Origin of the sequence: Streptomyces parvulus, assembly GCF_014648855.1 — a bacterium.
In the GTDB taxonomy this organism is placed as follows: domain Bacteria; phylum Actinomycetota; class Actinomycetes; order Streptomycetales; family Streptomycetaceae; genus Streptomyces; species Streptomyces parvulus.
Genome location: NZ_BMRX01000015.1, coordinates 42,494 through 66,842 on the forward strand (window position 1 = coordinate 42,494; position 24,349 = coordinate 66,842).

At 73.7% G+C, this 24,349-nt stretch carries 18 protein-coding genes and 1 pseudogene; 11 read left to right on the forward strand and 8 right to left on the reverse strand.

Annotated features, from left to right (window positions below):
* Positions 1–77: 77 nt before the first annotated feature.
* The 4 genes from IE108_RS27470 to IE108_RS27485 are packed head-to-tail and all read left to right on the forward strand — an operon-like array spanning position 78 to position 4,364.
* Positions 78–788: an SDR family NAD(P)-dependent oxidoreductase gene (locus IE108_RS27470; protein ID WP_064726014.1), complete on the forward strand. Its 711-nt coding sequence runs from the start codon at positions 78–80 to the stop codon at positions 786–788.
* On the forward strand, positions 785–2,032 hold the full coding sequence (locus tag IE108_RS27475) for a lycopene cyclase family protein (RefSeq protein ID WP_064726013.1): 1,248 nt from the start codon (positions 785–787) through the stop codon (positions 2,030–2,032). The genes IE108_RS27470 and IE108_RS27475 overlap by 4 nt, the downstream gene beginning before the upstream one ends.
* Positions 2,029–2,763: a methyltransferase domain-containing protein gene (locus IE108_RS27480; RefSeq protein WP_064726012.1), complete on the forward strand. Its 735-nt coding sequence runs from the start codon at positions 2,029–2,031 to the stop codon at positions 2,761–2,763. Before IE108_RS27475 ends, IE108_RS27480 begins: the two co-directional genes overlap by 4 nt.
* Positions 2,764–2,810: 47 nt before the next feature.
* Positions 2,811–4,364, forward strand: a complete 1,554-nt coding sequence (locus IE108_RS27485) for an FAD-dependent oxidoreductase (protein ID WP_064731596.1) — start codon at positions 2,811–2,813, stop codon at positions 4,362–4,364.
* Here the strand turns inward: IE108_RS27485 and IE108_RS27490 are convergent.
* The 5 genes from IE108_RS27490 to IE108_RS27510 form a co-directional block, all read right to left on the reverse strand.
* The gene (locus IE108_RS27490; protein WP_064726011.1) at positions 4,313–5,320 is read right to left on the reverse strand and encodes a DUF5914 domain-containing protein; all 1,008 of its coding nucleotides are present in this window, start codon (positions 5,318–5,320) and stop codon (positions 4,313–4,315) included. The genes IE108_RS27485 and IE108_RS27490 overlap by 52 nt on opposite strands.
* Positions 5,317–6,312: a phytoene/squalene synthase family protein gene (locus IE108_RS27495; protein ID WP_064726010.1), complete on the reverse strand. Its 996-nt coding sequence runs from the start codon at positions 6,310–6,312 to the stop codon at positions 5,317–5,319. Before IE108_RS27495 ends, IE108_RS27490 begins: the two co-directional genes overlap by 4 nt.
* Positions 6,299–7,876 (reverse strand): phytoene desaturase family protein, encoded by a 1,578-nt coding sequence (crtI, locus tag IE108_RS27500; RefSeq protein ID WP_229852425.1) that lies wholly within the window; start codon positions 7,874–7,876, stop codon positions 6,299–6,301. Before crtI ends, IE108_RS27495 begins: the two co-directional genes overlap by 14 nt.
* The gene (locus tag IE108_RS27505; protein WP_064731597.1) at positions 7,873–9,018 is read right to left on the reverse strand and encodes a polyprenyl synthetase family protein; all 1,146 of its coding nucleotides are present in this window, start codon (positions 9,016–9,018) and stop codon (positions 7,873–7,875) included. Before IE108_RS27505 ends, crtI begins: the two co-directional genes overlap by 4 nt.
* Before the next feature lie 88 nt (positions 9,019–9,106).
* On the reverse strand, positions 9,107–10,603 hold the full coding sequence (locus IE108_RS27510) for a cryptochrome/photolyase family protein (protein ID WP_064731595.1): 1,497 nt from the start codon (positions 10,601–10,603) through the stop codon (positions 9,107–9,109).
* Between the two features lie 182 nt (positions 10,604–10,785).
* Between IE108_RS27510 and IE108_RS27515 the strand changes: the two genes are divergently transcribed.
* A complete protein-coding gene (locus tag IE108_RS27515; protein WP_064726009.1) occupies positions 10,786–11,352 on the forward strand; it encodes a DUF4383 domain-containing protein in 567 nt (188 codons plus the stop codon).
* A gap of 51 nt (positions 11,353–11,403) precedes the next feature.
* On the opposite strand, the gene IE108_RS27520 is transcribed toward IE108_RS27515, so the two are convergent.
* Both IE108_RS27520 and IE108_RS27525 read right to left on the reverse strand, forming a co-directional pair.
* A complete protein-coding gene (locus IE108_RS27520; RefSeq protein ID WP_064726008.1) occupies positions 11,404–12,639 on the reverse strand; it encodes a glycoside hydrolase family 26 protein in 1,236 nt (411 codons plus the stop codon).
* Positions 12,621–13,892 (reverse strand): glycoside hydrolase family 26 protein, encoded by a 1,272-nt coding sequence (locus tag IE108_RS27525; protein WP_229852427.1) that lies wholly within the window; start codon positions 13,890–13,892, stop codon positions 12,621–12,623. The genes IE108_RS27520 and IE108_RS27525 overlap by 19 nt, the downstream gene beginning before the upstream one ends.
* 267 nt (positions 13,893–14,159) lie before the next feature.
* Between IE108_RS27525 and IE108_RS27530 the strand changes: the two genes are divergently transcribed.
* The 5 genes from IE108_RS27530 to IE108_RS27550 all read left to right on the forward strand — a co-directional run bounded on the left by IE108_RS27530 (position 14,160) and on the right by IE108_RS27550 (position 20,303).
* On the forward strand, positions 14,160–15,440 hold the full coding sequence (locus IE108_RS27530; protein WP_064726007.1) for an extracellular solute-binding protein: 1,281 nt from the start codon (positions 14,160–14,162) through the stop codon (positions 15,438–15,440).
* An 83-nt stretch (positions 15,441–15,523) separates the two neighbouring features.
* Positions 15,524–16,477: a carbohydrate ABC transporter permease gene (locus IE108_RS27535; protein WP_064726006.1), complete on the forward strand. Its 954-nt coding sequence runs from the start codon at positions 15,524–15,526 to the stop codon at positions 16,475–16,477.
* Between the two features lie 28 nt (positions 16,478–16,505).
* On the forward strand, positions 16,506–17,423 hold the full coding sequence (locus IE108_RS27540; RefSeq protein ID WP_079163390.1) for a carbohydrate ABC transporter permease: 918 nt from the start codon (positions 16,506–16,508) through the stop codon (positions 17,421–17,423).
* Positions 17,424–17,451: 28 nt separating this feature from the next.
* Positions 17,452–19,176: a glycoside hydrolase family 43 protein gene (locus tag IE108_RS27545; protein WP_064726005.1), complete on the forward strand. Its 1,725-nt coding sequence runs from the start codon at positions 17,452–17,454 to the stop codon at positions 19,174–19,176.
* Positions 19,177–19,262: 86 nt separating this feature from the next.
* Positions 19,263–20,303, forward strand: a complete 1,041-nt coding sequence (locus IE108_RS27550; RefSeq protein WP_064726004.1) for a LacI family DNA-binding transcriptional regulator — start codon at positions 19,263–19,265, stop codon at positions 20,301–20,303.
* A gap of 118 nt (positions 20,304–20,421) precedes the next feature.
* Here IE108_RS27550 and IE108_RS27555 read toward each other — a convergent pair whose 3' ends face one another.
* The gene (locus IE108_RS27555; RefSeq protein WP_229852429.1) at positions 20,422–21,747 is read right to left on the reverse strand and encodes a sialidase family protein; all 1,326 of its coding nucleotides are present in this window, start codon (positions 21,745–21,747) and stop codon (positions 20,422–20,424) included.
* Positions 21,748–21,958: 211 nt separating this feature from the next.
* Here IE108_RS27555 and IE108_RS27560 point away from each other — a divergent pair.
* A pseudogene (locus IE108_RS27560) lies at positions 21,959–24,289 on the forward strand (AbfB domain-containing protein); the annotation flags it as partial.
* Between the last annotated feature and the right edge of the window lie 60 nt (positions 24,290–24,349).

The window sequence follows — 24,349 nt, forward strand, 5'->3', positions numbered from 1 at the left end:
CACGGATGCGCGGAGTACGCGAAGGACACGGACGACGGGCGCGACGGCCGCCGCGCCCCTGCGATCGGGAGTGGACAGTGAACCTGGACGGTGCGCGCGTGCTGGTGGCCGGTGCCACCGGCGTCCTCGGCGGTGCCCTCACCGCCGAACTCCGGGGCAGGGGAGCGCGACCGGTCCTGGCGGGACGCGACCCCGCGCGGCTGGCGGCGGCCGCCCGCGCCCACGAGGACGCGCCCACCGTCACGTTCGACGCCTACGACCCGGCGTCCTGCGCCCGCGCCGTCCACGACTCCGCGACGGCGTTGGGCGGGCTCGACGCCGTCGTCACCGCCTTCGGCACGGTCGCCTTCGGCCCGGCCGCGGAGACCGGCGACGAGATCGCCGAGCACCTGGCGGCCGTCAACCTCCTCGCGCCCACCGCCTTCTTCCGCGCCGCCTTCACCGTCCTCCGCCCGGGCTCCGCGGTCGCCGCCCTCACCGGGGTCGTCGCCCGCCGCCCCCAGGCCGGGATGGCCGACTACAGCGCCTCCAAGGCCGCCCTGAGCGCCTGGCTCGACGCGGCCCGCCGCGAGGTGCGCGCCGGCGGCATCCGCGTCCTGGAGATCCGGCCGGGCCACCTCGACACGGGCTTCGCGGACCGGCCCGTCGCCGGTACCGCCCCGCCGATGCCGCCCGGCGGCGACCCCCGGCGCGTCGTCGCGGCCGTCGCCGACGCGCTGGAGTCCGACGCCGAACTGGTCCTCACCGACCAGGACGGCACCCCCGTCGTCGAACGGCGCACCAGGTGAACCGGCCCGCCCCCGACACGACGTCGGACGTGGTCGTCGTCGGCGGCGGTGCGGCCGGACTCAGCCTCGCGCTCCGCCTCACGGCGCCCGGCTCCCCGACGGTCACCCTCGTCGAGGCCCCGGACGGCCCCCTGCGTCCCCCCGAACGCACCTGGTGCTACTGGGACCAGGTCGCCCGCGGCCCCCATGACGCCGAGTACACCGCCGACTTCGAGGAGGCGGTCACCGCGTCCTGGTCCCGGCTGCGCGTCCACGGCCGCGACGGCGACGCGATCACCGTCGACCCCGCGCCCCTGCGCTACCGCATGGTCCGGTCGGCGGACTTCGAACGGCTGGCGCACGCGCGGCTGGCCCGTACCCCCGGCGTACGGGTCCTGCGCGCGACGGCGGACACGGTGCGCAACTCCGCCGACGGCACCGCGGAAGTACGCTGCACCACGCCGGACGGCGACACGCGCCTGCTCCGCGCACGCCACGTGTTCGACTCCCGCCCCCGGCGCGTCCTGCCCCCCGCCCGGACGCGGCTCGCACAGCACTTCCGCGGCTGGTTCGTCCGCACCGACGGCTCCCGCTTCGACCCCCGCGTCGCCGACCTCATGGACTTCCGCGTCCCGCAGCCGCCCCACGGCCTCGCCTTCGGCTACGTCCTGCCGCTGGCGCCGGACCGCGCGCTCGTCGAGTACACCGAGTTCTCCCGGACCCCGCTGACCACCGACGCCTACGAGACGGCGCTCGCCCAGTACACCCACGACGTCCTGAAACTGGGCGCGTTCACCGTGGAAGCGGCCGAGCAGGGGGTCATCCCCATGACCGACGCGCGCTTCGCCCGCCGGGTGGGCCCCGCCGTCCACCGGATCGGAACCGCGGGCGGCGCCACCCGCCCCGCGACCGGGTACACCTTCGCCGCCGTGCAACGCCAGAGCCGGGCGATCGCCGAGGCCCTGCACCGGGGCCGGGTCCTCGTGCCCCCCGCGCACGGCCGCCGGGCGCTCGCCATGGACGCGGTGCTGCTCCGGGCCCTGGACACCGGCCGCATCGACGGACCCGACTTCTTCACCGGCCTCTTCCGGCGGGTCCCGCCGCACCGGCTGCTGCGCTTCCTCGACGGCGAGACCGCCCCCTGGGAGGACTGGGGCATCGGCCTGCGCACCCCCGTCGGCCCGATGCTCCGCACCGCCCTCGAACTCCCCTTCCTGCCCCGACGCCCGCACGGCACCCCACGAACCGGAGAAGGCCACCGATGACGCTCCTGCGCGACCACGACCTGGCACGCGCCTTCGACCACGCCTCGCACACCTACGACCGCCTCACGGCCCTCAACCCCGGCTACCGCACCGACCTCCTGCGCTCCGCACGCCGTCTCCAACTGCCCGGCGGCGGAGCCGGCCTGCACGTCCTGGACCTCGGCTGCGGCACCGGCGCCTCGACCCGGGCCCTGCTGCGGGCCGCGCCCCGCGCCCGGATCACCGCCGTCGACGCCTCCGCGGGGATGCTGCGCCGCGCCCTGGCCAAACCCTGGCCGGCCCGGGTGCGCTTCCGGCACCTGACGGCCGAGGAGGTGGTCACGACCGGCGAGGGACCCTACGACGCGGTCTTCGCCGCCTACCTGTTCCGCAACGTCACCGACCCCGACGGCGTCCTCGCCGCCCTCCGCACCCTGCTGCGGCCGGGCGGCCGGCTCGCCGTCCACGAGTACAGCCTCAGCGGCTCCGCCGCCCACCACGCCCTGTGGACGGCCGTCTGCCGGGGCCTGATCATCCCCGCGGGCAGCATCACCGGCGACGGAGCCCTGTACCGGCACCTCTGGCACAGCGTCGTCCGCTTCGACACCGCCCCCGCCTTCACGGCCCGCCTGGCCGACGCCGGGTTCACCGGCGTACGCGCGGCGCCCGTCGCCGGCTGGCAGACCGGCATCGTGCACACCTTCCTGGCCCGCAACGGTGCCGCCGGCCCGCAGGGGGAGGAGGCCCGGTGAACGGACGGACGGCGGCCCGGCGCGGACGCGACCGCAAGGCCGAGATCATGATGCCCGCACCCGGCCGGGACCGCTTCACCCCCGGTGACGCCCCCGCCGTGGCGGTCGTCGGCGGCGGGATCGCCGGTCTGGCGGCGGCCACCCTGCTCGCCGAACGCGGCGCCCGCGTGACCCTCTACGAACGGGAGCGGACGCTCGGCGGCCGCCTCGCGGGCCGGCCCACCCGGCTCGCCGACGGATCCGGCGCCACCATGACCCGCGGCTTCCACGCCTTCTTCCGCCAGTACTACAACCTGCGCGGCCTGCTGCGGCGGACCGACCCCGGACTCGACCGGCTGCGCCCGCTGCCCGACTACCCGCTGCGCCACAGCGGCGGCCTGACCGACAGCTTCGCCCGCGTCCCGCGCACCCCGCCCCTCAGCGCGCTCGGCTTCGTCGCCCTGAGCCCCACCTTCGGCTGGCGCGACCTCGCCGCCATGGACGCCGCGGCCGCCCTGCCGCTCCTCGACGTGCGCGTGCCCGAGGTCTACGACCGCTTCGACACCACGAGCGCCACGGACTTCCTCGAACGCGTCCGCTTCCCCGAGGCCGCCCACCACCTGGCCTTCGAGGTGTTCTCCCGCAGCTTCTTCGCCGACCCGCGCGAACTGTCCGCCGCCGAACTGCTGCTGATGTTCCACATCTACTTCCTCGGCTCCTCCGAGGGCCTGCTCTTCGACGTGCCGGACGAGCCCTTCCCCCAGGCCCTGTGGGACCCGCTCGGCGACTACCTCCAGCGCCTCGGGGCCGAGCTGCGCACCGGCACACCCGTGCGCGGCGTCCACCCGGACGGCGACGGGGGAGTGGAGCTGCGGTGCGACGACGCCCTGGACCGGTACGACGCGGCCGTCCTCGCCCTCGACCCCGGCGCCCTGCGCGGCCTGTCCGCCGCCTCCCCCGGGCTCGGCACGCCCGCCTGGCGGGACGACATCGCCGCCCTCGGCACCGCCCCGCCCTTCCTCGTCTCCCGGTACTGGCTCGACCGGCCGGTCCGCGCCGACCGCGCCGGGTTCCTGGGCACCAGCGGCTACGACGGACTGGACAACATCAGCGTGCTGGAGCGCTACGAGGGAGAGGCGGCGCGCTGGGCCGCCAGGACCGGCGGCTCGGTGGTCGAACTGCACGCCTACGCCGTCCCCGCCGACGCGCACCCCGAGACCGTGCAGCGCCGCCTCCTCGACAGCCTCCGCCGGGTCTACCCCGAGACCGGGCCGGCCCGGATCGTGGACGTCCGGCACGAATGGCGCGCGGACTGCCCCCTGTTCACGGTCGGCTCCCACTCCCGGCGCCCCACCGTCGTCACCCCCCACCCGAACGTGACCCTGGCCGGCGACGCCATCCGCTGCGACCTGCCCGTGGCCCTCATGGAACGCGCCGCCACCACCGGGTTCCTGGCCGCCGGAGTGCTCCTCGCGGGCTGGGGGGTGCGGGGACAGGTCCTGTGGACGGTGCCCCGGGCCGGCCGGTCACCCGTACTGCGGGCACTCGGCCGGGCCGGGGACCGCCGCGCTCAGCCCGGGAACCGGCCGGTGCTGCGCAACTCCCAGCGCCGCTCCGCATAGGCGAGGTCGTCGCGCCACAACCGCCCGGCCGTCCGGCGCATCAGCGGCCGCAGCACCGGCGCGGCGGCCCGCGCCAGCGCGAAGCCGCGCCGGTCGGAGGCCGCGACGACCGCCTCGACGACGGCGGTCCGCGGACGCGCCGCGCCCTCGGCGGTCAGCGGCGTGGCATGGGTCTCCACGACGGACGTCGCCCCCTCGCCCTCCGTGATCCGCATGACGACCGTGCGCGGCTCCGGCGCGGTGAACTCCGCCCGCACCGGCACCACCAGACGTCCCGTCACCCGGAAGGAGACGTCGACGACGAACACGTCGTCCTCCTCACCGACCGGCGGCCGGGCGACCGTCAGGTCCACGAACGAGTACGGGTGGAACCAGGAGCCGTGCCACGGATCGAGCCGGTTGGCCACCACGTCCTGCGGCTCGCACCGCCCGACGCCCGTGAAGACGGCGTCCACACCGCCGCCCGGCGCGGGCCGCTCGGGGACGACCGGCCGCTCCGTCGGCTCCTCCCCGCCCACCGCGTCCAGCCGGACCCAGACCAGGATCCCGTCGTCGTGGACCGGGTACGGCTCCCATCCGGCGAACGGCCCGCCGTCCAGGGCCAGTCCGTGCCAGTGGCACACCAGCGTCCCGCACACCACCCGGCTGTCGCGCAGGGGTGCGCCCAGGTGCGGGCACGCACCCGGACCGGCGCGCAACTCACCCTCGTCCGACCGCCACAGCACCACCTCGGTTCCGGCCACCGTCCGGCCGCGAGGCCGGCCGCCCGCGCCCACCTCACGCGAGGAGCCGACGACGAACCAGTTGCCCGAGGGGCGCGCCGAGGCCCGCTTGAGGGCGTCGTCGATCAGCGCCGGGCGCGCCTCCCGCCAAGTCGGCGTCTGCGTGGCCCAGTCGTGCCGGCCGCGCCGCCGCAGGGGCGGGGTCCAGCCCGCCCGGTCCGCTCGGTCACTCACTGCACGGGTCCTTTCGTCCGGGATGCCGCCCCGCTCGTTCGCCCTGCCGGCCGCGCCGCCCGCGCACGCCGCCGCGCGGCCACCACGCCCGCGACCCCGGCGGCGGCCGTCAGCGCACGGCGGCCCCGGGACACCACGGCACGGCGGTGCACCACGGTGTAGTCCTGCTGCGCGATCGCGTCCAGAATCCCGCCGTAGAGGGTGAACGCCGCGCGGATGCAGGGCCGCACCCGCGGGTCGAGCATGGCGATGCCCGGCTCCGCCGCCCGGTACACCTCCCGCGTCATCGCCTCGGCGGCGACCAGGGCCGCGCGGATCCTCGGGTCCCGGCGGCCGGTGCGGCGGCTCCACTCCAGCAGCGGCCGGTCCACGCCGTGCGCGGCCAGGAGGTCGGCCGGCAGGTACACGCGGCCCCGGTCGAGGTCCTCGCCCACGTCCCGCAGGAAGTTGGTGAGCTGGAACGCCACCCCGAGGTCCGCGGCGTGCGGTGCCGCCTCCTCGCGGGGGACGACCGTACCCAGCACCGGCAGCATCTGGAGGCCGATCACGGCGGCCGAGCCGTGCATGTAGGCGCGCAGGTCGGCGTAGGTCGGATAGTCCGTCACGTGCAGGTCGCTGCGCATCGACACGAGGAAGTCGGCGAACAGCGAGTGCTCGATGCCGTGCCGTTCGGCGGTGTCCGCGACCGCCCGGACCACGGGCTCGGCGCCCTCGCCGCCCCGCAGCCCGTGCGCCAGGTCGCTCTCCAGGACCCGCAGCTTCCGGTCGCGCTCCTCGGGGGTCCGGTGCCGGTCCAGGTCGTCGACGATGTCGTCGGCCCAGCGGGCGAAGCCGTACAGCGCGTGCACACAGGCACGCCGCTCCAGCGGGAGCAGCCGGGTGGCCAGGAAGTAGGTCTTGCCGTGGCGGGCGTTGAGCCGCCGGCACAGGGTGTACGCGGCGCGCAGGCCGGGATCGGTGATGTGCGCGGCGTCCAGTTCACGACGGGCCATGGGAGCCTTCCGCGGTCGGGGTGGGGGCGGCACGCCCGGCTCGCGGGGCCGGCGGGGCGTGCACGGTGCGGGCGGCGGCGCGGGCCCCGCCGGTGACCCGCGCGGCGGCGAGCTTGCCGCTGATCAGGACGGTCGGCACGCCGACGCCCGGCGTGGTGCCGCAGCCCGCCAGGACGACGTTGTCCACGCCGCGCACCAGGTTGCGCGGCCGGAACGGGCCGGTCTGCGCGAAGGTGTGGGACACCGAGAACGGGCTGCCCGCCGAGTGCCCCTGCGCCGCCCAGTCCAGCGGCGTCACGAGCAGTTCCTCCCGCACACCGGCCGCGAAGCCGTCCAGACCCCGCCGCTCCAGCTCGGCGACGAGACCGTCCCGGTAGCGGGGTCCCAGGTCCCGCCACTCGGCGGCGGAGGGCCCGACGTCGGTGTTCGGGCACGGTGCGAGGACGTAGTGCAGATGCCGGCCCGGCGGCGCGAGCCCGGGGTCGTGCGACGTCGGACGGGTGATGAGCAGGGAGGGGTCGCTCATCAGCCGCCCCGAGCGGGTCAGTTCCTCGAAGGTGGCCTCCCAGGCGCCGCCGAAGGACAGCGTGTGGTGGGCCAGTCCGGGCCACGTCCGGTCGGTCCCGGCGTGCAGCACGACCGCCGAGGGGGAGTGGCGCAGCCGCACCGGTCGCCTCGGCGCCCGGCCCAGCAGCCGGTGCGCGGCGGGCAGTTCGCAGGTCAGCACCACGGCGTCGCACGGGATGCGTTCCCCCGAGGACAGTCTCACCGCGCGCACCCGGCCGGCCGACCTCTCCAGCGAGGTCACCTCGGACGACCAGCGGAAACCGGCGCCCGCGGCGGCGGCCGCGTCGGCCATCCCGCGGGGCAGCGCGTGCATGCCGCCCTTCGGGAACCACACGCCCGCCACGGTGTCCATGTAGGCGATCACCGCGTAGGCGGCCAGGGCGCGGGCCGGCGCCACCCCGGCGTACAGGGCCTGGAAGGAGAAGACCCGTCGCAGCCGGGGGTCGGTGATGAAGCGTCCGATCCGCCGGTCCAGCCGCCCGAAGCCGCCCAGCGCCGCGAGCCGCGCCAGGTCCGGGTGCAGCAGCTGGAAGGGCGAGTCGAAGTTCGTGTCGATGAACCGACCCATCTGCGCCCGGTACAGCCGCTCCAGCCACCGCCGCAGGTCCCGGTAGCCGGCCGCCTCGGTGGGCCCGGCGAACCGCCGCACCTCGGCCTCCATCGCCTCACCGTCCGTGTGGACGTCGAGGCCGGTGCCGTCGGCGAAGCGCGCCCGGTACGCCGGGTGCAGCGGCATCAGTTCGACGTGGCGGTCGAGCCGGTCGCCGACGGCGGCGAACGCCTCGTCGGCCAGGTGCGGCATGGTCAGCACGGTCGGCCCCGTGTCGATCTCGTAGCCGCCGAGGCTCACCCGCCCCGCCCGGCCGCCCGGCCCGTCGTCCCGTTCGACGACCGTCACCCGGCGGCCCGCGCCCAGCAGGTGCAGCGCGCAGGCGAGCCCCGAGAGTCCCGCTCCCACCACGACCACGTGGTCCGTGGGCCCCGTCACCGTCCTCACGCGGCCTCCCCGGCCGTACGCCCCGCCGCCACCCCGGAGGCCCGCTCGACCAGCGCGGTGAACTCCCGCAGCACGGACGCCTCCGCGCCGGTCCGGGCGAAATGCCGCAGGCCGGCCGCGGCCAGCTCGGTGACGGTCGACTCGACGACGGCCCGGGCCCCGGTGCGCTCCAGCGCGTCGCGCATCCGGCACACCATGTCGTCCGTTCCAGTCCCCGTGCCGGGGGCCAACGCGGCCGCCGCCTCCTCGTCGCCGCGCGCCTCGGCGGTCCTGAGACCGACGGCGAGCAGGCAGGTCGGCTTGCGGGTGCGCAGGTCCTCGTCGGCCGGCTTGCCCGTCACCGCCGGGTCGCCGAACGCGCCGAGCAGGTCGTCGCGGAGCTGGAAGGCGAGCCCCGCACACCGTCCGGCGGACCGCAGCGCGTCCAGCGTCCGCGCGTCGGCGCCGGCGAGCACCGCGCCCAGCGCCAGCGGGCGTTCCACCGTGTAGAGGGCGCTCTTGAGGGTGGCGACGCGCATCGCCTCCTCGACGCCCGAGGCGCCGGTGGCCTGGGCGTGCAGGTCCCGGTACTGGCCGGCGACCATCTCACCGCGCATGTCCTGCCATTCGCGGTGCAGCCGGACCCCGTGCGGGGAACCGAGCGCCGTCTCGGTCAGGAGGTCGTCGGCCCAGGCCAGGGCGAGGTCGCCGGCGAGGACGGCGGCGGACGCGCCGAAGGTCTCGGCGGCACCGCTCATCCCGGCGGCCCGGTGCATGCGCGCGAGGTCGACGTGGACGGCCGGCGCGCCGCGGCGCAGGGGCGACCCGTCCATCACGTCGTCGTGGACCAGCGCGCAGGTCTGGACGAGTTCGAGGGCGGCCCCGGTGCGGAGCACGGCCACGGGGTCACCCGGCCCGCCGGCCGCCCGCCAGCCGCACCACGCGAACGCCGTGCGCAGCCGTTTGCCGCCGCGCCGCACGAAGGCCGCGACGCGCTCGGCGACGTCACGTGCGTAGACGGGATCGACCTCGCGGGCCTGGCGCAGCCTCGCCTCGAGGACGGCGTCGAGTTCCGCCTCGGCGGCCCGGACGGCGTCGCGGACCGTGAGCGGGCCGTCGGCCGGTCTGACCGGCTCGGCCACCGTGGGCGGCGGTCCCAGCATGCACAACCTCTTCTCGCTCTCGGTCACCTGCACACCTGTGCTTCCGCCGGCCGGGCCCGAACGGATGCGCCCGGATCCGGCCCGGAGTTCACGGCGGCGCGTCGCCGCGGTCCCGTTCCCGGCGGCGCACCTCGGCCAGGTCGGTGAGCCGGTCCAGCTGCCGCACCGGGCGGGCCGTGCGGTGGTTGTGGCCGAGCCGCTCCCGGTGCCGGTCGAGGAAGGCCCAGTACCCGGCGGTGTAGGGGCAGGCGTGCTCGCCGGTCCGGTCGCCCGGCCGGTAGCGGCACGGCCCGCACAGGTCGCTCATCCGGTGCACGTAGGCGCCGCCCGACGTGTAGGGCTTCGTCGTCATCCGGCCGCCGTCGGCGTACTGGCTCATGCCGACGACGTTGGGCACCATGACCCAGTCGTAGCCGTCCACGAAGCAGCGGTGGAACCAGTCGGTGACGGCGGCGGGGTCCCAGCCCCGCTGCAGGGCGTGGCTGCCGAGGATCATCAGCCGGGGGATGTGGTGGGTCCACCCGGTGTCCCGGACCTGGGCCAGCACCGTGTGCAGACAGCGCGCGTCCACGGCGTCCGCGTCCAGGTCGTTCCACCAGCCGGGGAGCGGGGCGGTGTGGCGCAGCGCGTTGGAGCGCCGGTACTCCTCGCCGAAGTACCAGTACAGCTGCCACACGTACTCGCGCCATCCGGCGACCTGCCGGACGAACCCCTCCACGCTGGCGATCGGCGCCCGGCCGGCCCGCCACTCCTTCTCCGCGCGCTCGACGCACTCCGCGGGGTCGAGCAGGCCGAGGTTGAGCGAGGACGACAGCAGGCTGTGGCTCATCACGGGGTCGGCGGCGAGCATGGCGTCCTCGTAGGGCCCGAAGCCGCCGAGCCGGTGGGCGAGGAAGCGTCCCAGCGCGGCGCGCGCCTCGGTGCGGGTGGCGGGGAACCGGCGGGGCCCGTCCCGCCCGACGAAGGAGACGTCGCCGTCCTTCTCCCACCGGTCGAGGTCGTGGCGGACCTCGTCGTCGATCTCGCCCTCGCGAGGCCGGTAGGGCGCGGGCACGGGAAGGGTCTCGGCGTCGCGCGGGGGCGGCTGCCGGTTGTCGTGGTCGAAGTTCCAGCGCCCGCCCGCCGGGCCGTCGCCGTCCATCAGCAGCTCGTGCCGTCTGCGCACCCAGTGGTAGAAGTCCTCCTGCCGCAGCCGCTTGCCGCCGTGCCCGTCCGCCCAGGCGGCGAAGTCGTCCGTCGGCACCATGAAGCCGCGCGCCGGCCCCACCGTGACCCGCGGCAGGGAGCGCACCAGCCGGACGGCGGCGTACGAGGTCGGGTGGTGGACGGTGACCGGCCGGTCCCGCGCGGCCCGGTCCAGGCCCTCCCGGTAGGTGTCCGCCCGTACATAGGTCACCCGGTCGCCCAGCTCGGCCGCGCGGTGCCGCATCGCGGAGAGCACCAGGTGCGCCTTGGCCCGGTGGAACCGGCGCCGCCGGAAGACCGAGCGCGCCTCGATCATCAGCAGCGGTGTGTCCCGGCCGGGGCCGTGTTCGCCCGGCGCCAGGAAGTGCGGCCCGAGCTGGTCGCCGAAGAGCCAGTGCACGGTGCTTCCCATGACCGCTTCCTCCCGGCGCTCACCACGATTCCGTCCCTGTACGAGATCATGGGGGCAACGGCGCGACCGCGCCCGTCGCGGCGGGAGCCTCCGGCGAGCCCTCTGGGCCACTCGGGTGAACTGCGCGCCGGGCACGCATCCGCCCCGGGCCCGGCGGGCGAAACAGGGACATGAAGCTACGAGACGAACTGCCCGTCGACCACCACCTCGCGAGCGTCTACCGCTACGGGGCCGGCTTCTGCGGTCTCGTCCTGCTGGCCTTCGCCGCCCTCGGTTTCGCCGACGCGCTCAGCCCCTTCGACACGGCGGGCGACACGATCGCCGGCATGACCACGAACGTCGCCCTGAGCGTCATCTCGACCGTGGTGGGGCTGGCGCTGCTCGGCGGGGCGGTGATCGGCGGCAACTTCGCGTCCACCCTCAACATCGTGGTGGGCGGGCTCTTCTTCCTGAGCGGCTTCGCCCACGTGTTCGTGCTGGACCGCCCGGCCAACATCCTGGGCTTCGGCATGAGCAACGTGATCTTCAGCTTCGTCATGGGGCTCTTCATCGCCACCTTCGGCATGTACGGCCGGGTCTCCAGCAAGCTCTCGCACGACAACCCGTACTGGGCGGCGAGACACCCCGAGCAGGCGGCCCGGGAGAAGACCGGCGCGCGGACGGCGCCGGCCGGCACCGCGGAGACCGCCGGGGCACTGCCCGCGGCGGCGAAGCCGGTGCGCCGCGGCCGGCGGTGAGGCGCCGAGGGGCGGGCGGACCGGAGCCCGGCCGCCCGCCGTGCCGTGCGATCACCGGCAGCGAGCGGTGAACCCGTTCGCCGCCAGGCCCTGGCAGAACGACGCCTTTGCCGCCCCGTACCGGGAGAGCCGCCCGTCGACGAACCAGGTCGTGTCCGGCGGGAAGTCGAAGCTCCCGTCGTCGATGCCGTCCCAGCCGTAGCGGAAGTCGAGATTGATGTAGGCGACGGAGCGGATCACCCCGGACAGATCGTGCGTGCCGGGCAGGTTGGGGATCGGCCCCCGGTAGTTCATGAGGGAGAACAGGCGCTTCACCCACAGGTCGCCGGCCTGCTGCTCCAGGCCGTCGGTGGACGAGCCGTCGGCGGTGAAGTTCATCAGTCCCGCCTCGGAGAGCACGACCCGCTTCCCGTGGTCCCGGGCGAACTTCAGCAGCTTGAGCACGTTGGCGTCGTGGTCGAAGTTCCGCCACACGGCGGCCGGGTTGCCGTGCGCGTCGGTGCCGATGTACGCGTTGCGGCACTGCTTGGCCGCCACGTCGTAGTTCTGCGGCGGGGTGCCGTTGTAGAGGGGGCCCCGGTCGTAGAGGGGCAGGCACAGCTCGTGGGCGAAGACGGAGACGCCCATCCAGTCGACGGCGGCGTCACCCGGGTACATCGCCTCGAACTCGCCGCGCACCGGATGGAACACGTACTCCAGGTTGTGCGCGCCGGACCGGCTGTCCAGGTAGCCCGCCAGACGGTTGAAGGCGTTCTTGTACGAGGAGCAGCTCGCGTCGGTGCAGTGGTAGAAGCTGCTCACCTCGTAGTCGAGGCGCAGCTTGAACCGGGCCCGGGGATGGGCCTCGGTGAAGGCCAGCAGGCGGTCGAGGGACGCCGTGTGCCCGCCGGCGGCCAGTTCGGCGGTCACCGCCCGGGACCGTGCCGCCTTGGCGTTCTCGTCGCCGCCCTCGAAGCCGGGCGGGTTGTCCTTCCAGCTGATGCCCACCTGAACGGTCTTGCCCTGCTCGGCGAGGAGGGTGGCGTACGCGCGGTGGGCGGGGTTCACCCAGTCGCCCGCGCGCAGCTCGTAGTAGACGGAGCCGCCGTCGGCGTTCTGCCCGAAGGTGTGGAAGTCGTCCCAGGCGCCCCTGGTGGACTGGCCGAGGAGCAGCTCGGGAGCGGCGGCCGCGCCGGCGGTGGAGTCGGCGGCCCGGGCAGTGTCCGGGCCGGCCGGCAGGAACAGGAGGAGCGCGAAAGCGGCGGCGGTCAGGGACCGCAGGACGGTCCTCAGCCGTTGTGCGACCACGTCGGCCTCCTGATCTCGTCGAGGAAACGGGCGAGCACGGTGGGGTCGGCCTGCACGCGCGAGTCGCCCCAGTTGCCGTTGGCGCACCCGGGGCCGCCGGCCTGGGCGCCGCCGGCGCACTGCCACTGGGTCTGGGCGTCCCAGTTCGTGTTGATGTAGGCCGCCGCCCGGATCACGTCCTTGTTCCGGTCCAGCCAGTCGAAGTAACCGGCGTGCCAGCCGTCCCAGATCGCCTGGCCGCCTGTCGGCGCCGGGTTGTTGCGGAAGATGCAGCTCGTGGTCCCGGCACCGGTGCGGGAGCCCTGCGGCGCGGCCTCGGACACCATGGCGGGCTTGCCGTGTGCCCTGGCGAAGTCCAGGATCCGGTCCTGGAGGCCGACCGGATCGGTGTCGTACGATCCGCAGCCCCACTGGGTGCGCACCGAGCGGGAGTTGTAGAACGAGGACAGGCCGACCCAGTCGACGTACCGGTCACCGGGGTACCAGTCGTCCAGGTGGCCGGGGTCGGTGACGACGTAGTTCCACTCGGGATGGTCCGGGTGGGTGTTCACCGGCCACGCGGCGCTCTGCCACACCGTGGCGACCCGGGTGGCGCCGAGGGCGTCGATCCGGCCCTTGATGTAGCGGAAGGCCTCCTTGTAGAACTCGGAGTTGTAGCAGTTCCAGGGGCCGTCGAACTCGTAGCCTATGCGCAGCAGGACGTCCCGGTCGTAGCTCTTGAACCGGTTGATCATCTCGTCGACCTTGGCGCGGTACCGGGTGACGAGGTTCGGGTTCCCCGCCGTGACGTCGGCGTCGTCCCGGCCGATGACGGCGCGCAGCGGCTGGTTGGTGCAGCCGGAGGTGGCGTCCGAGAGGTACAGGCCGACGGCGACGGCCGCGTCCGGGTAGTCGCGCATGGTCCGGGCGAAGTCGACGGTCCCCGCGCCCCAGTCGGCCGGTCCGTTCATCCCGGCCAGGGCCTCCGGGGAGCCGCCCAGGACCAGGTTGGTGTAGAGCGTCACGCCACCGGGAGCGGGCGCCGCGAGCGCCGGGTCGTCCAGTACGTCGCGGCGGTAGTCGCCGAGCGTGTCGCTGTCCTGGCCCATCACGAGCATGACCTTGCCGTCGGCCGGCACGGCGCGGCCCCCGGCGGCCGCGGCCGGGTCGGCCGGGGGTGCCGGATCCGCCGCGGCCGTCGAGGACAGCCCGGTCAGGGCGAGCAGCACGGCGGAGGCGACTCCCGCGCCCAGCGCCCGTCTCATGTGTGTCATGTGTGTCTCCGGTTCGTAGGTTCGTAGGGTCACGGCGCTCGCATGGTGCTGGGGCCGCCGGGCCGGGTCAACCGATCGCGAAATTTTCGTAGATTCGAGCAGCTCGGAGGCCCGGCGCCACGAAACTTCGCCGAACCCCGGGCCGGATGGTCTGAGTTCGCAGGTGGACGAGTGCCGACCTAAAGTTTTCGCGAAACCCTTGACATTGTTTTCGGAGGCGGCGACTTTGTTTGCCACCCACCCACGCCCCTGTCCCGGAGGACCGCCATGGGCCCTACGCGTGCCCGCAGAACCGCCGCCGCGCTCGCCGCCGCCACCGCACTCCTCGCCCTCTGCGCGTGCGGTTCGGGCTCCGACGCCGCCGACGGCCGGCTCACCCTGACCGTCGCCACGTTCAGCGACTTCGGCTACAAGCCGCTGATCGAGGAGTACGAGCGCACCCACCCCGGCATCGACGTCAAGGAGCGCATCTCCCAGTTCGACCAGCACCACAACCAGCTCTCCACCCAGATCGCGTCCGGCAGCGGCGCCGCCGACGTGGTGGCGATCGAGGAGGGCTACCTGCCCAAGTTCCGCGCGGTGAAGGACAAGTTCACCAACCTCGCCGACCACGGCGCCCTGGACCGCGAGGACGAGTACCTGGACTGGAAGTGGGAGCAGGGCACGCTCGGCACTCCCGGGTTCGTCATGGGCTACGGCACCGACGTCGGCAGCCTCGCCATCTGCTACCGCAAGGACCTGTTCGAGAAGGCCGGCCTGCCCACGGACCGCGCGGAGGTCGGCAAGCTCTGGCCCACCTGGGACGCCTACTTCGCCACCGGCGAGAGGTTCCGGTCCCGGGTCGGCGACAAGGCCTGGTTCGACAGTTCGGGCAACATCTTCACCGCCATGATGAACCAGACCGAGTACGGCTTCTTCGACGCCCGCGACCAGTACGTGGGCGACACGAACCCCAAGGTGCGCGAGTTCTTCATGGCGAGCGCCCAGGCGACGGCAGACGAGCAGTCGGCCAACCTCCAGCCCTTCAGCCAGCAGTGGAACGCCGGCATCAAGCAGGGCCGGATGGCCACGATGACCTGTCCCGCCTGGATGACCGGGCAGATCGCCACCGCCGCCGGCGACGCGGGCGCCGGGAAGTGGGACATCGCCGCGGTGCCGGGCGGCGGCGGCAACTGGGGCGGCTCCTTCCTCACCGTGCCCAAGCAGAGCAAGCACGCCAAAGAAGCCGCCGAGCTGGCCGACTTCCTCACCTCCGCCGCCGCGCAGAAGAAGATCTTCACCGGCCCGGTCGGCGCGCTGCCCTCCCTCGTCCCCGTCCTGGAGGACCCCGAGGTCCGGGGCACCACGTCCGAGTACTTCAACGACGCCCCGACGGGTCAGCTCTTCGCCTCCTCCGCCCGCGGCCTGGGGCCCAACTACCGGGGCACCAAGGACCAGCAGGCCCGCATCCCGTTCGGCAACGCGCTGCAACTCGTCGAACAGGGCAAGGCGGACCCGGAGGAGGCCTGGGACAAGGCGCTCGACGAAGCGGACAAGAACCTCCGCTGACACCGGCCGGGCGGCGCCGGCTCCCGCGCGCCGCCCCCGCCCCGCCCTCCCGCCCCTCAGACCTCCTCGTTGCGGAGACCAGCATGGCGCTCCAGGCCGCCTCCACCACCACGGACCCACCCGCCCGCGCGACGACCCCGCGCCGCTTCCGCGGGGAGCGCCATCTGCTCCCCTACCTGTTCATCGCCCCCTTCTTCCTCGTCTTCGGCGTCTTCGGGCTCTATCCGCTGCTCCAGACCTTCTGGGTGTCCCTGCACGACTGGGACCGCCTCGCCGGAGCGGGGGAGTGGGTCGGCCTCGAGAACTTCGGCAGGCTGCTGGAGGACTCGGACTTCTACACGGCCACCTTCAACACGCTCAGCATCTTCGTCCTCTCCACCGCGCCGCAGCTGCTCGCCGCCCTGGGCGTCGCCTGGCTCCTCGACCGGCACCTGCGCGCCCAGAGCGTGTGGCGGGCCCTGGTCCTCGTGCCCCAGTACGTCTCCGTGGTCGCCGTCGCGCTGGTCTTCTCCCAGCTCTTCGGCCGGGACTTCGGCATCGTCAACTGGGTCCTGGAGGGCACGGGGCTGATCGGCGACCCGGTCGACTGGACCGCGGACACCTGGAGTTCGCACCTCGCCATCAGCTTCATGGTCATGTGGCGCTGGACCGGCTACAACGCGCTGATCTACCTCGCCGCCATGCAGGCCGTGCCCCGCGACCAGTACGAGTCCGCGCAGATCGACGGCGCCGGACGCCTCCTCACCTTCCGGAAGGTCACCCTGCCCGCCATCCGGCCGACCATCGTCTTCACCGTGGTCATCTCCACCATCGGCGGCCTGCAACTCTTCGCCGAGCCCTTCCTGTTCGACCAGCAGGGCAACGCGGAGGGCGGAGCCGAGCACCAGTTCCAGACGCTCACGCTGATGCTGTACAAGTACGGCTTCATCAACAACGACGCCGGGTACGCCTCGGCCGTCTCCTGGGTGCTCTTCCTCGTCATCGCGGTCGTCGCCGCCGTCAACTTCCTGCTGGCACGCCGCTCCGAGCGCGGCTGACCGCCGCCCCGGCAACCTGGAGAACCCCATGGCCGTCACCACACCACCCCGAGTCCCGGCACCGGGCCGGGGCGCCGCCGTCCGCCGCGGTGTGCCGCGGACCGTCCCCAAGCGCGGGCCGGGCAGGCTCGACAAGGCAGGCCCCGTCGCCTACGCCCTCCTGGCGGCGATCACCGCCGCCTCCGTCTTCCCGCTCTACTGGAGCGTCGTCGTCGCCTCCCACGACGACAACTCCGTCCTCGCCGGCTCCACACCACCGCTGGTGCCGGGGGGCCACCTCGTCGAGAACCTCCAGCGCGTCTTCGAGCTGTCCGCCTTCTGGCAGGCGCTCGGCAACTCCTTCGTCGTCGCCGGCACCACCGCCGTCAGCAACGTCCTGCTCTCCTCGCTGGCCGGCTTCGCCTTCGCCAAGCTCCGCTTCCGCGGCCGCAACCCGCTGCTGGTGTGCGTGGTCGTCACCGTGATGGTGCCGACGCAACTCGGCATCATCCCGCTGTACATGCTCGTCACCGACATGGGCCTGTACGGCAAGCTGTCCGCGCTGATCGTGCCCGCCCTGGTCTCCGCCGTGGGCGTCTTCTGGATGCGTCAGGCCGTCGAGGAGAACATCCCCGACGAACTCGTCGAGGCCGCCCGCATGGACGGCGCCGGACTGCTGCGCACGTACTGGCACGTGGTGGTGCCCGGGGTGCGGACCACCGCGGCCGTCCTCGCCATGTTCACCTTCATGTTCGCCTGGAACGACTACTTCTGGCCGCTGATCGCCCTGCCGCCGGAGAACGGCACCGTGCAGATCGCCCTCAACCAGCTGGCCGCCGGCTACTACACCGACTACACCCTGATGCTCGCCGGTGTCGTCGTCTCCGTCCTGCCCGTCCTCGCGGCCTTCACGCTGCTCGCCCGGCGCATCGTGTCCGGCGTGATGGCCGGCGCCGTCAAGGGCTGACGCACCCCCTCACTCCCCGGAGAGACACATGACTGCCGTGCCCACCGCTCCCGGCCAGGACCGGTCCGACCGGCCACGGGCCGACGGGCGCCGAGGCCCCGACATCGTCAACCCCGTACTGCCCGGCTTCCACCCCGACCCGTCGATCCTGCGGGTCGGCGACGACTACTACATCGCCACCTCCACCTTCGAATGGCTCCCGGGCGTCGCGGTGCACCACTCCCGCGACCTCGTCAACTGGCGTCCGCTCGGGGGCATCCTGCGCGAGAAGCGCCTCATCGACCTGACCGGCCGGCCCGACTCCGGCGGCGTCTGGGCCCCCTGCCTGTCCCACACCGACGGACTCTTCCACCTCGTCTACAGCGACGTCACCAACCTCTCGGGCGCCTTCAAGGACGTCCGCAACCATGTCATCACCGCCCCCTCACTCGACGGCCCCTGGTCCGACCCGGCCCCCTTCCCGTCGCACGGCTTCGACCCGTCCCTCTTCCACGACGACGGCCCGGACGGCGACGGACGCAGCTGGGCGCTGTGGATGGAGTGGGACCACCGCCCCGGCCGGCACCCCTTCGCGGGCATCCTGCTCCAGGAGTGGGACCGCGCGCGGCGCCGGGTCACCGGCCCGCTGCACCGGATCTTCGGCGGCACCCGGCTCGCGCATACCGAGGGCCCGCACGTCTACCGCCACGGCGGCTGGTACTACCTGATGACCGCGGAGGGCGGCACCTCCTGGGCGCACGCGGTGACCGTCGCCCGTGCCCGTCGTCCGACCGGCCCCTACGAGGCCGACCCCGCGGGCCCCCTGCTCACCTCCGCGGGACACGACCGGCTGCCGCTCCAGAAGGCCGGACACGGCAGCCTCGTCACGACCCCGGACGGCGAGTGGTACCTCGCCCACCTCATGGCCCGCCCGCTCGGCCCCCTCGGCCCGTGCGTGCTCGGCCGGGAGACCGCCATCCAGCGTGTCGTGTGGACACCCGAGGGCTGGCCCCGCCTCGACGGCGAGCCCCCGGCCGGGCACGCCGGCCCACTGCCGCGCACCGTCGTGCCCGCGCCCGCGCTGCCCCCGGCCCCCGCGCCCCGTCCGCCCGCCCGGGACGACTTCGACGGGCCGCGCCTCGCCGCCCCCTGGGCGACCCTGCGCCGCCATCCCGACGCCTCCTGGCTGGACCTGTCCGAACGCCCCGGCCACCTGCGGCTGCGGGCCGGCCAGTCACTGGGCTCGACCCACGGGCAGAGCCTGGTGGCACGCCGGCAGCAGGCCAGGGACTTCGAGTTCTCCGCGCGCCTGGAGGCCGCCCCGCGCTCCCCGCTCCAGATGGCCGGCATCGTCCACTACTACAACTCGACGCTCTGGCACTACCTGCACCTGACCTGGGACGAGAAGCTCGGCCGGGTGCTGCGCGTCGGACTGTGCGCCCACGGCCGGTACTTCGAGCCCGCATCCCCGGTGGCGGTGCGGCCGGGCCCAGTGGACCTGCGGCTGACGGTCCTCGGCGCGCAGGGCGCCTTCTCCTGGCGCGGCGCGCGGGCGGCGGGCTGGCGGCGGACCGGCCCCGACCTCGACGTCACCCGGCTCTCCGACGAGAGCGCGACCCTCGGCGACCCGTCGACCGGCCACTTCACGGCGTGGGGGTTCACCGGAGCCTTCGCCGGACTGTGCGCGCAGGACCTCACCGGCGCGGGGATGACCGCCGACTTCGCCTGGGCGGAGTACCGGCACACGCCGCCGAGCGACGACGAGGCGGGGTGAGCCCGGCCTCCGGCGCGTGGCAGACTCCTGCGTGGCGGCCCCCGGAGTGGCGGAGTACGCACCACCCAGCGGAACGGACACCTCGAATGACAGCGGAGAAGCCCGACGCCCCGGGCCGGGTCACCCTCAGCATGATCGCGTCCGAGGCGGGCGTGTCCGTCTCCACCGTCTCCAAGGTCCTCAACGGGCGCTCCGACATCTCCGCGGAGACCAAGGACCGCGTGGAGGCGGTCGTGGAAGGACTCGGATACGAACGCCGGCCCGCCCGCCGCCGGGGCGCCGTCGTCGACCTCGTCCTCAACGAACTCGACAGCCTCTGGTCGGTGGAGATCATCCGCGGGGTGGACGAGGTGCTCCACAAAGCCGGCGCGAGCATGGTGCTGTCCGCCGTGCACGGACGCAGCTCCGACACCCGCGAATGGATCGACCAGCTCGCCGCCCGCCGCAGCAACGGGGCGATCCTCGTCGTCTCCGACCTGACGCCCCAGCAGCGCAAGAGGCTGGCCGCGCTGGAGGTCCCCTTCGTCCTGCTCGACCCCGTCGGCAGCGTCGACGCGCTGGTCCCCACGGTCGGCGCCACCAACTGGGCCGGCGCGGTGAGCGCCACCCGGCACCTCATCGACCTGGGCCACACCCGGATCGCCCACCTGGCCGGCCCCCGGCACGTGCTGTGCAGCAGGGCCCGCGCCGACGGCTTCCGCGCCACCATGGAGTCGGCGGAACTCCCCGTGCCGGCGGGCTGGGTGCCGTACGGGGAGTTCAACGACACCTCGGGACGCGCCGAGATGGCCCGTCTGCTGGACGCCGCCGACGCCGCGGGGGAGCCGGCCCCCACCGCGGTCTTCGCCGCCAGCGACCTCCAGGCCCTCGGCGCCTTCGAGGCGCTGCGCGAGCGCGGCCGGGCCATCCCGCACGACGTGAGCCTCGTCGGCTTCGACGACCTGCCCGTGGCCCGCTGGACCCACCCGCCGCTGACCACGGTGCGTCAGCCGCTGCAGGACATGGCCTCGATGGCCGCCAACACGCTGCTGCGCATCATGGACGGCGAGCCCGCCGACCAGCTCCGCCTCGAACTCCCCACCCAGCTGGTGGTCCGGGGCAGCACCGCCCGACGGGCCGTGCCATGACCCGCGCCGGCCGCCGACGCCGTGCCGCTCAGACCCGCCGGAGCTGTCGCCGGAGGCCGTTGCAGGTCCTGTGCCGGACGTGGCCGCCCGGGGCCCGGGAGCCCTCGGCCACGTCCCGTCAGTGTCCGCTGTTCGCGTTGACCGGCCGGTGGACCGCGCCGTCGGCGGCGCCCGCCGCGTCACCGGTGCCGGTGAGGGCGCCGGTGGCGAAGTACGGCCTGCACACCGAGCCGTCCCAGTCGGTGGCGATCTCCAGCACCCGCCGGCCGTCCGCCGACGGGAGCAGCGGTGAGCTGTAGTTCTGGCAGTAGTTGACCTCCGGCGCCGGCACGGATACGGGCGCCTGGATCTCGTACCACGGACCGCTGCCGTTCTCCGTGTTGGCGAGGATCGTGCGGCCGCTGCCCGCGGCGGGCGTGCCGTCCCGGTTGAGCAGTCGCTGCCCGATCAGCAGCAGCCGCCCGTTGGGAGCGCCGTCCGGTGACGGTGCCCAGGCGACGGTGGGCGCGGCGCGGAAGTACTTGCCGTCTGCGGTCTCGGGGCGGTACCCGAGGAAGGCGGGGTCGCCCCAGTCCCAGCCGTCCGCCGAGGTCCGGAAGTGGACCACGCACTGGTACTGGCCGCCGGGGGTGCAGATCTCGAAGGTCATGAAGTAGGTGCCGCCGGGCAGCCGCCGTACCACCGGCATGCCCGGGCGGTCCGTGGACAGGGTGCTCGCCACGGTGTCGTGGCGGTCCTGCCAGTGGACACCGTCGTAGCTGCGCGCGGCGACCAGCTTCTGGCTGTGCCCCGGATCCGTCTCGTCGGACCAGTGGCAGACCAGCGCGCCGTCCGCGGCCACCGAGAACTCCGGTTCCCACAGGCCGCCCGTACCGCCGGCGACGGCGCACGACGACAGGTAGGACCAGGTGCGTCCGACGTCGTCGCTCCGCCAGATCCTGAGGGCCATCCGGCGGTTCTGCTCGTCCTGGCCGGCCGACGAGGCCCACAGCAGCGTGCCCGCGCGCAACCCGCCGACCTGCCGGGGCAGTTCGAAGAGCGTGGTGCAGCACAGGCCCTGGCCCGCGCCCGAGTCGGGGTCGACGACCCGCCCGACCTCGCGGAAGCTCGCCCCCTGGTCGGTGCTCTCGTGGATCGCGCCGACGCCGTTGTCACCGTCGAAGGTGACGACGCTCGCGAGGACGCGGCCGTCGGCGGCGCCGTTGTGCTCGAGGCGGACGGCGCGCGGATAGAGGCCCGTGCCGTCGCGCAGCGGCGTTCCCGTGGCCGCGGGTGCGACGGCGGGTCCTGAGGCGGTGGCCGTCTCCGGCGGACGGGACGCCCCCGGGGCGTCGGTGCCGGCGGTGGCGGGGGTGGCCAGGGCCAGGCTCAGGACGCCGGTCAGCAGGCAGAGCGCGGCCCTGCCCCGGGCCCGCGCGAGGAGGTGGTACAGGCGGAGGATCACGACGGTCTTCCTTCCTGCGGAGGACGAGATCCGCGCCAGAGTAGAGCCGGGTGTACATCGATGTAAACGGAAGGGACAACACGGCTTGCGATGAAGGAAAATGTTTGATTCTTGCTCTTACTGAGGGACTTCGTTGAAGTCTGTTTCCGTGCTACGTTCCCCGCGTCTCAGTCGCTCACCCGCGTGTGCCCCCGTGCTCAGGAGGAGTTCGATGCGACGCTTCATCGCCTTTCTGACGGCCCTGCTGATGTCGGCCGCAGGTGCCGTGTCCCTCGTCGGCACCGCGTCCGCGGTTGTCATGCCCAAGACACCTCCGTTGTCGACGCCGTGGACCGGCCAGGTGTCCACCACCAACCCCCTGCCGGAGTACCCGCGACCCCAGATGACGCGGCCCGAGTGGCAGTCGCTCAACGGGGAGTGGGAGTTCCTCAACCCGCCGGCCGACGGCGCCGGCAACGTCGACCGCAACGCGGCCCCACCGGTCGGACAGACCCTGCCCGAACGGATCCTGGTGCCCTACCCGGTGGAGTCGGCCCTGTCCGGCATCATGCGCAACGACAACCGGGACCTGATGTTCTACAAGCGCTCCTTCACCGTCCCGCAGAACTGGAACGGAAGACGGGTGCAACTCCACTTCGGCGCCGTCGACCACGAGGCCACGGTCTGGGTCAACGGCACCCGCGTCACCTCCCACAAGGGCGGCTACGACCGCTTCGAGGTCGACATCACGCCCCAGCTCAGGAGCGGCGCCAACGAACTGATCGTGCGCGTCTACGACCCGACCGACGGGCGGGGCGAGAAGCAGACCGTCGGCAAGCAGGTGAACAACCCCGGCGGCATCTTCTACACACCGACGTCGGGGATCTGGCAGACCGTCTGGATGGAGCCCACGCCCGCGTCGTCGCTGTACTCCGTCGACATCCGTCCCAGCCTCTCGGACAACACCGCCCGGGTCCGCGTCTTCACCCGGGGCGACGTCGACGGCCACACCGTGCTCGCCGAGGCGATGAACGGCTCGACCGTCGTGGGCCGCGCCACCGGCGGCTTCACCGAGTTCGCCGTACCCGTCCCCGACGCCCGCCGCTGGTCGCCCGACGACCCGTTCCTGTACGACCTCCGGGTCACCCTGCGCAACGCCTCCGGCACCGCGGTGGACACCGTCACCAGCTACTTCGGCATGCGGGAGATCGGCGCCAAGAAGATCGACGGGGTCATGCGCCCCACGCTGAACGGTGAGTTCGTCTTCCAGATCGGCACCCTCGACCAGGGCTTCTGGCCCGACGGCCTCTACACCGCGCCCACCGACGACGCTCTCGCCTTCGACCTGCGCAAGCACAAGGAACTCGGCTTCAACATGGTGCGCAAGCACATCAAGGTCGAACCTGCACGCTGGTACTACCACGCCGACCGGCTCGGACTCCTGGTGTGGCAGGACATCCCCTCCACCCCGGCGTTCGACCACGCCCGGACCCCCGCGCAGACCGCGCAGTTCGAGACCGAGGCGCGGGAGATCATCGACGAGCACCGCTTCTCGCCGGCCGTCGTCACCTACGTCCCGTTCAACGAGGGCTGGGGCGAATGGGACCTCGCCGCCACCAGGCGCGTCACCACCGCCCTGGAGAACCAGGATCCGTCCCGGCTGATGAACCCGCACAGCGGCTACAACTGCTGTGACTCCAGGGGCGATCCGGGAACCGGGGACATCATCGACTGGCACGTCTACACCGGCCCCGACGCACCCCGCCCCTCCGACACCCGCGTCTCCGTCCTCGGCGAGTTCGGCGGCATCGGACTGCGCACACCCGGCCACGAGTACAGTCCCAACGGCCAGTTCTTCGCCTACGAGCAGGTCGGCAGCAGCGAGCAGCTCAACGACCGCTACACCGGCATGGTCCGCGACGTCCGGCAGCTCATGACCACCAAGGGCCTGTCCGCCTACGTCTACACCGAGATCACCGACGTGGAGGGCGAGTACAACGGCCTGCTCACCTACGACCGGCGCGTGCAGAAGGTCGACACCGAGCAGGTGCGCCGGGCCCACAGCGACCTGATCAACGCCTCCCGAACCCTCAACTCCCCGGCCCCCCTGACCCTCGGACACGTCCGGTCCTTCAAGGTGACCACGCCCGGACACACCGACCGCTACCTGCGGCACGCCGCCTCACTGGCCCGCACCGACGTCCTCGGCACCGGTTCGGCGGACGTCGCGCGCCAGGACGCCTCCTTCCGGACCGTGCCGGGCCTGGCCGACCCGCGCTGCTTCTCCTTCGAGGCGGTCAACCAGCCGGGCCGCTACCTGCGGCACGCCGACGGCCGGGTGCGGATCGACGCCGACACCGGTGGCCCCTTCGCCGCCGACGCCACCTGGTGCGCCCGGCCGGGCCTGGCCGCCGGCGGAGTCTCCCTGGAGGCCTCCAACCAGCGGGGCAGCTATCTGCGCCACTACGCGGACCAGGTCCACCTGGCCCGCAGCGGCGGCCCGAACGCCTGGGACACCGCCACCTCGTTCGCCGCGGACGCCACGTGGAACACCGCCGAACCGGCCCTGTGGCGCAGCTCCGTCCTGCTGCCCACCGACCGGCGCCAGTCCCTGCGGGTGACC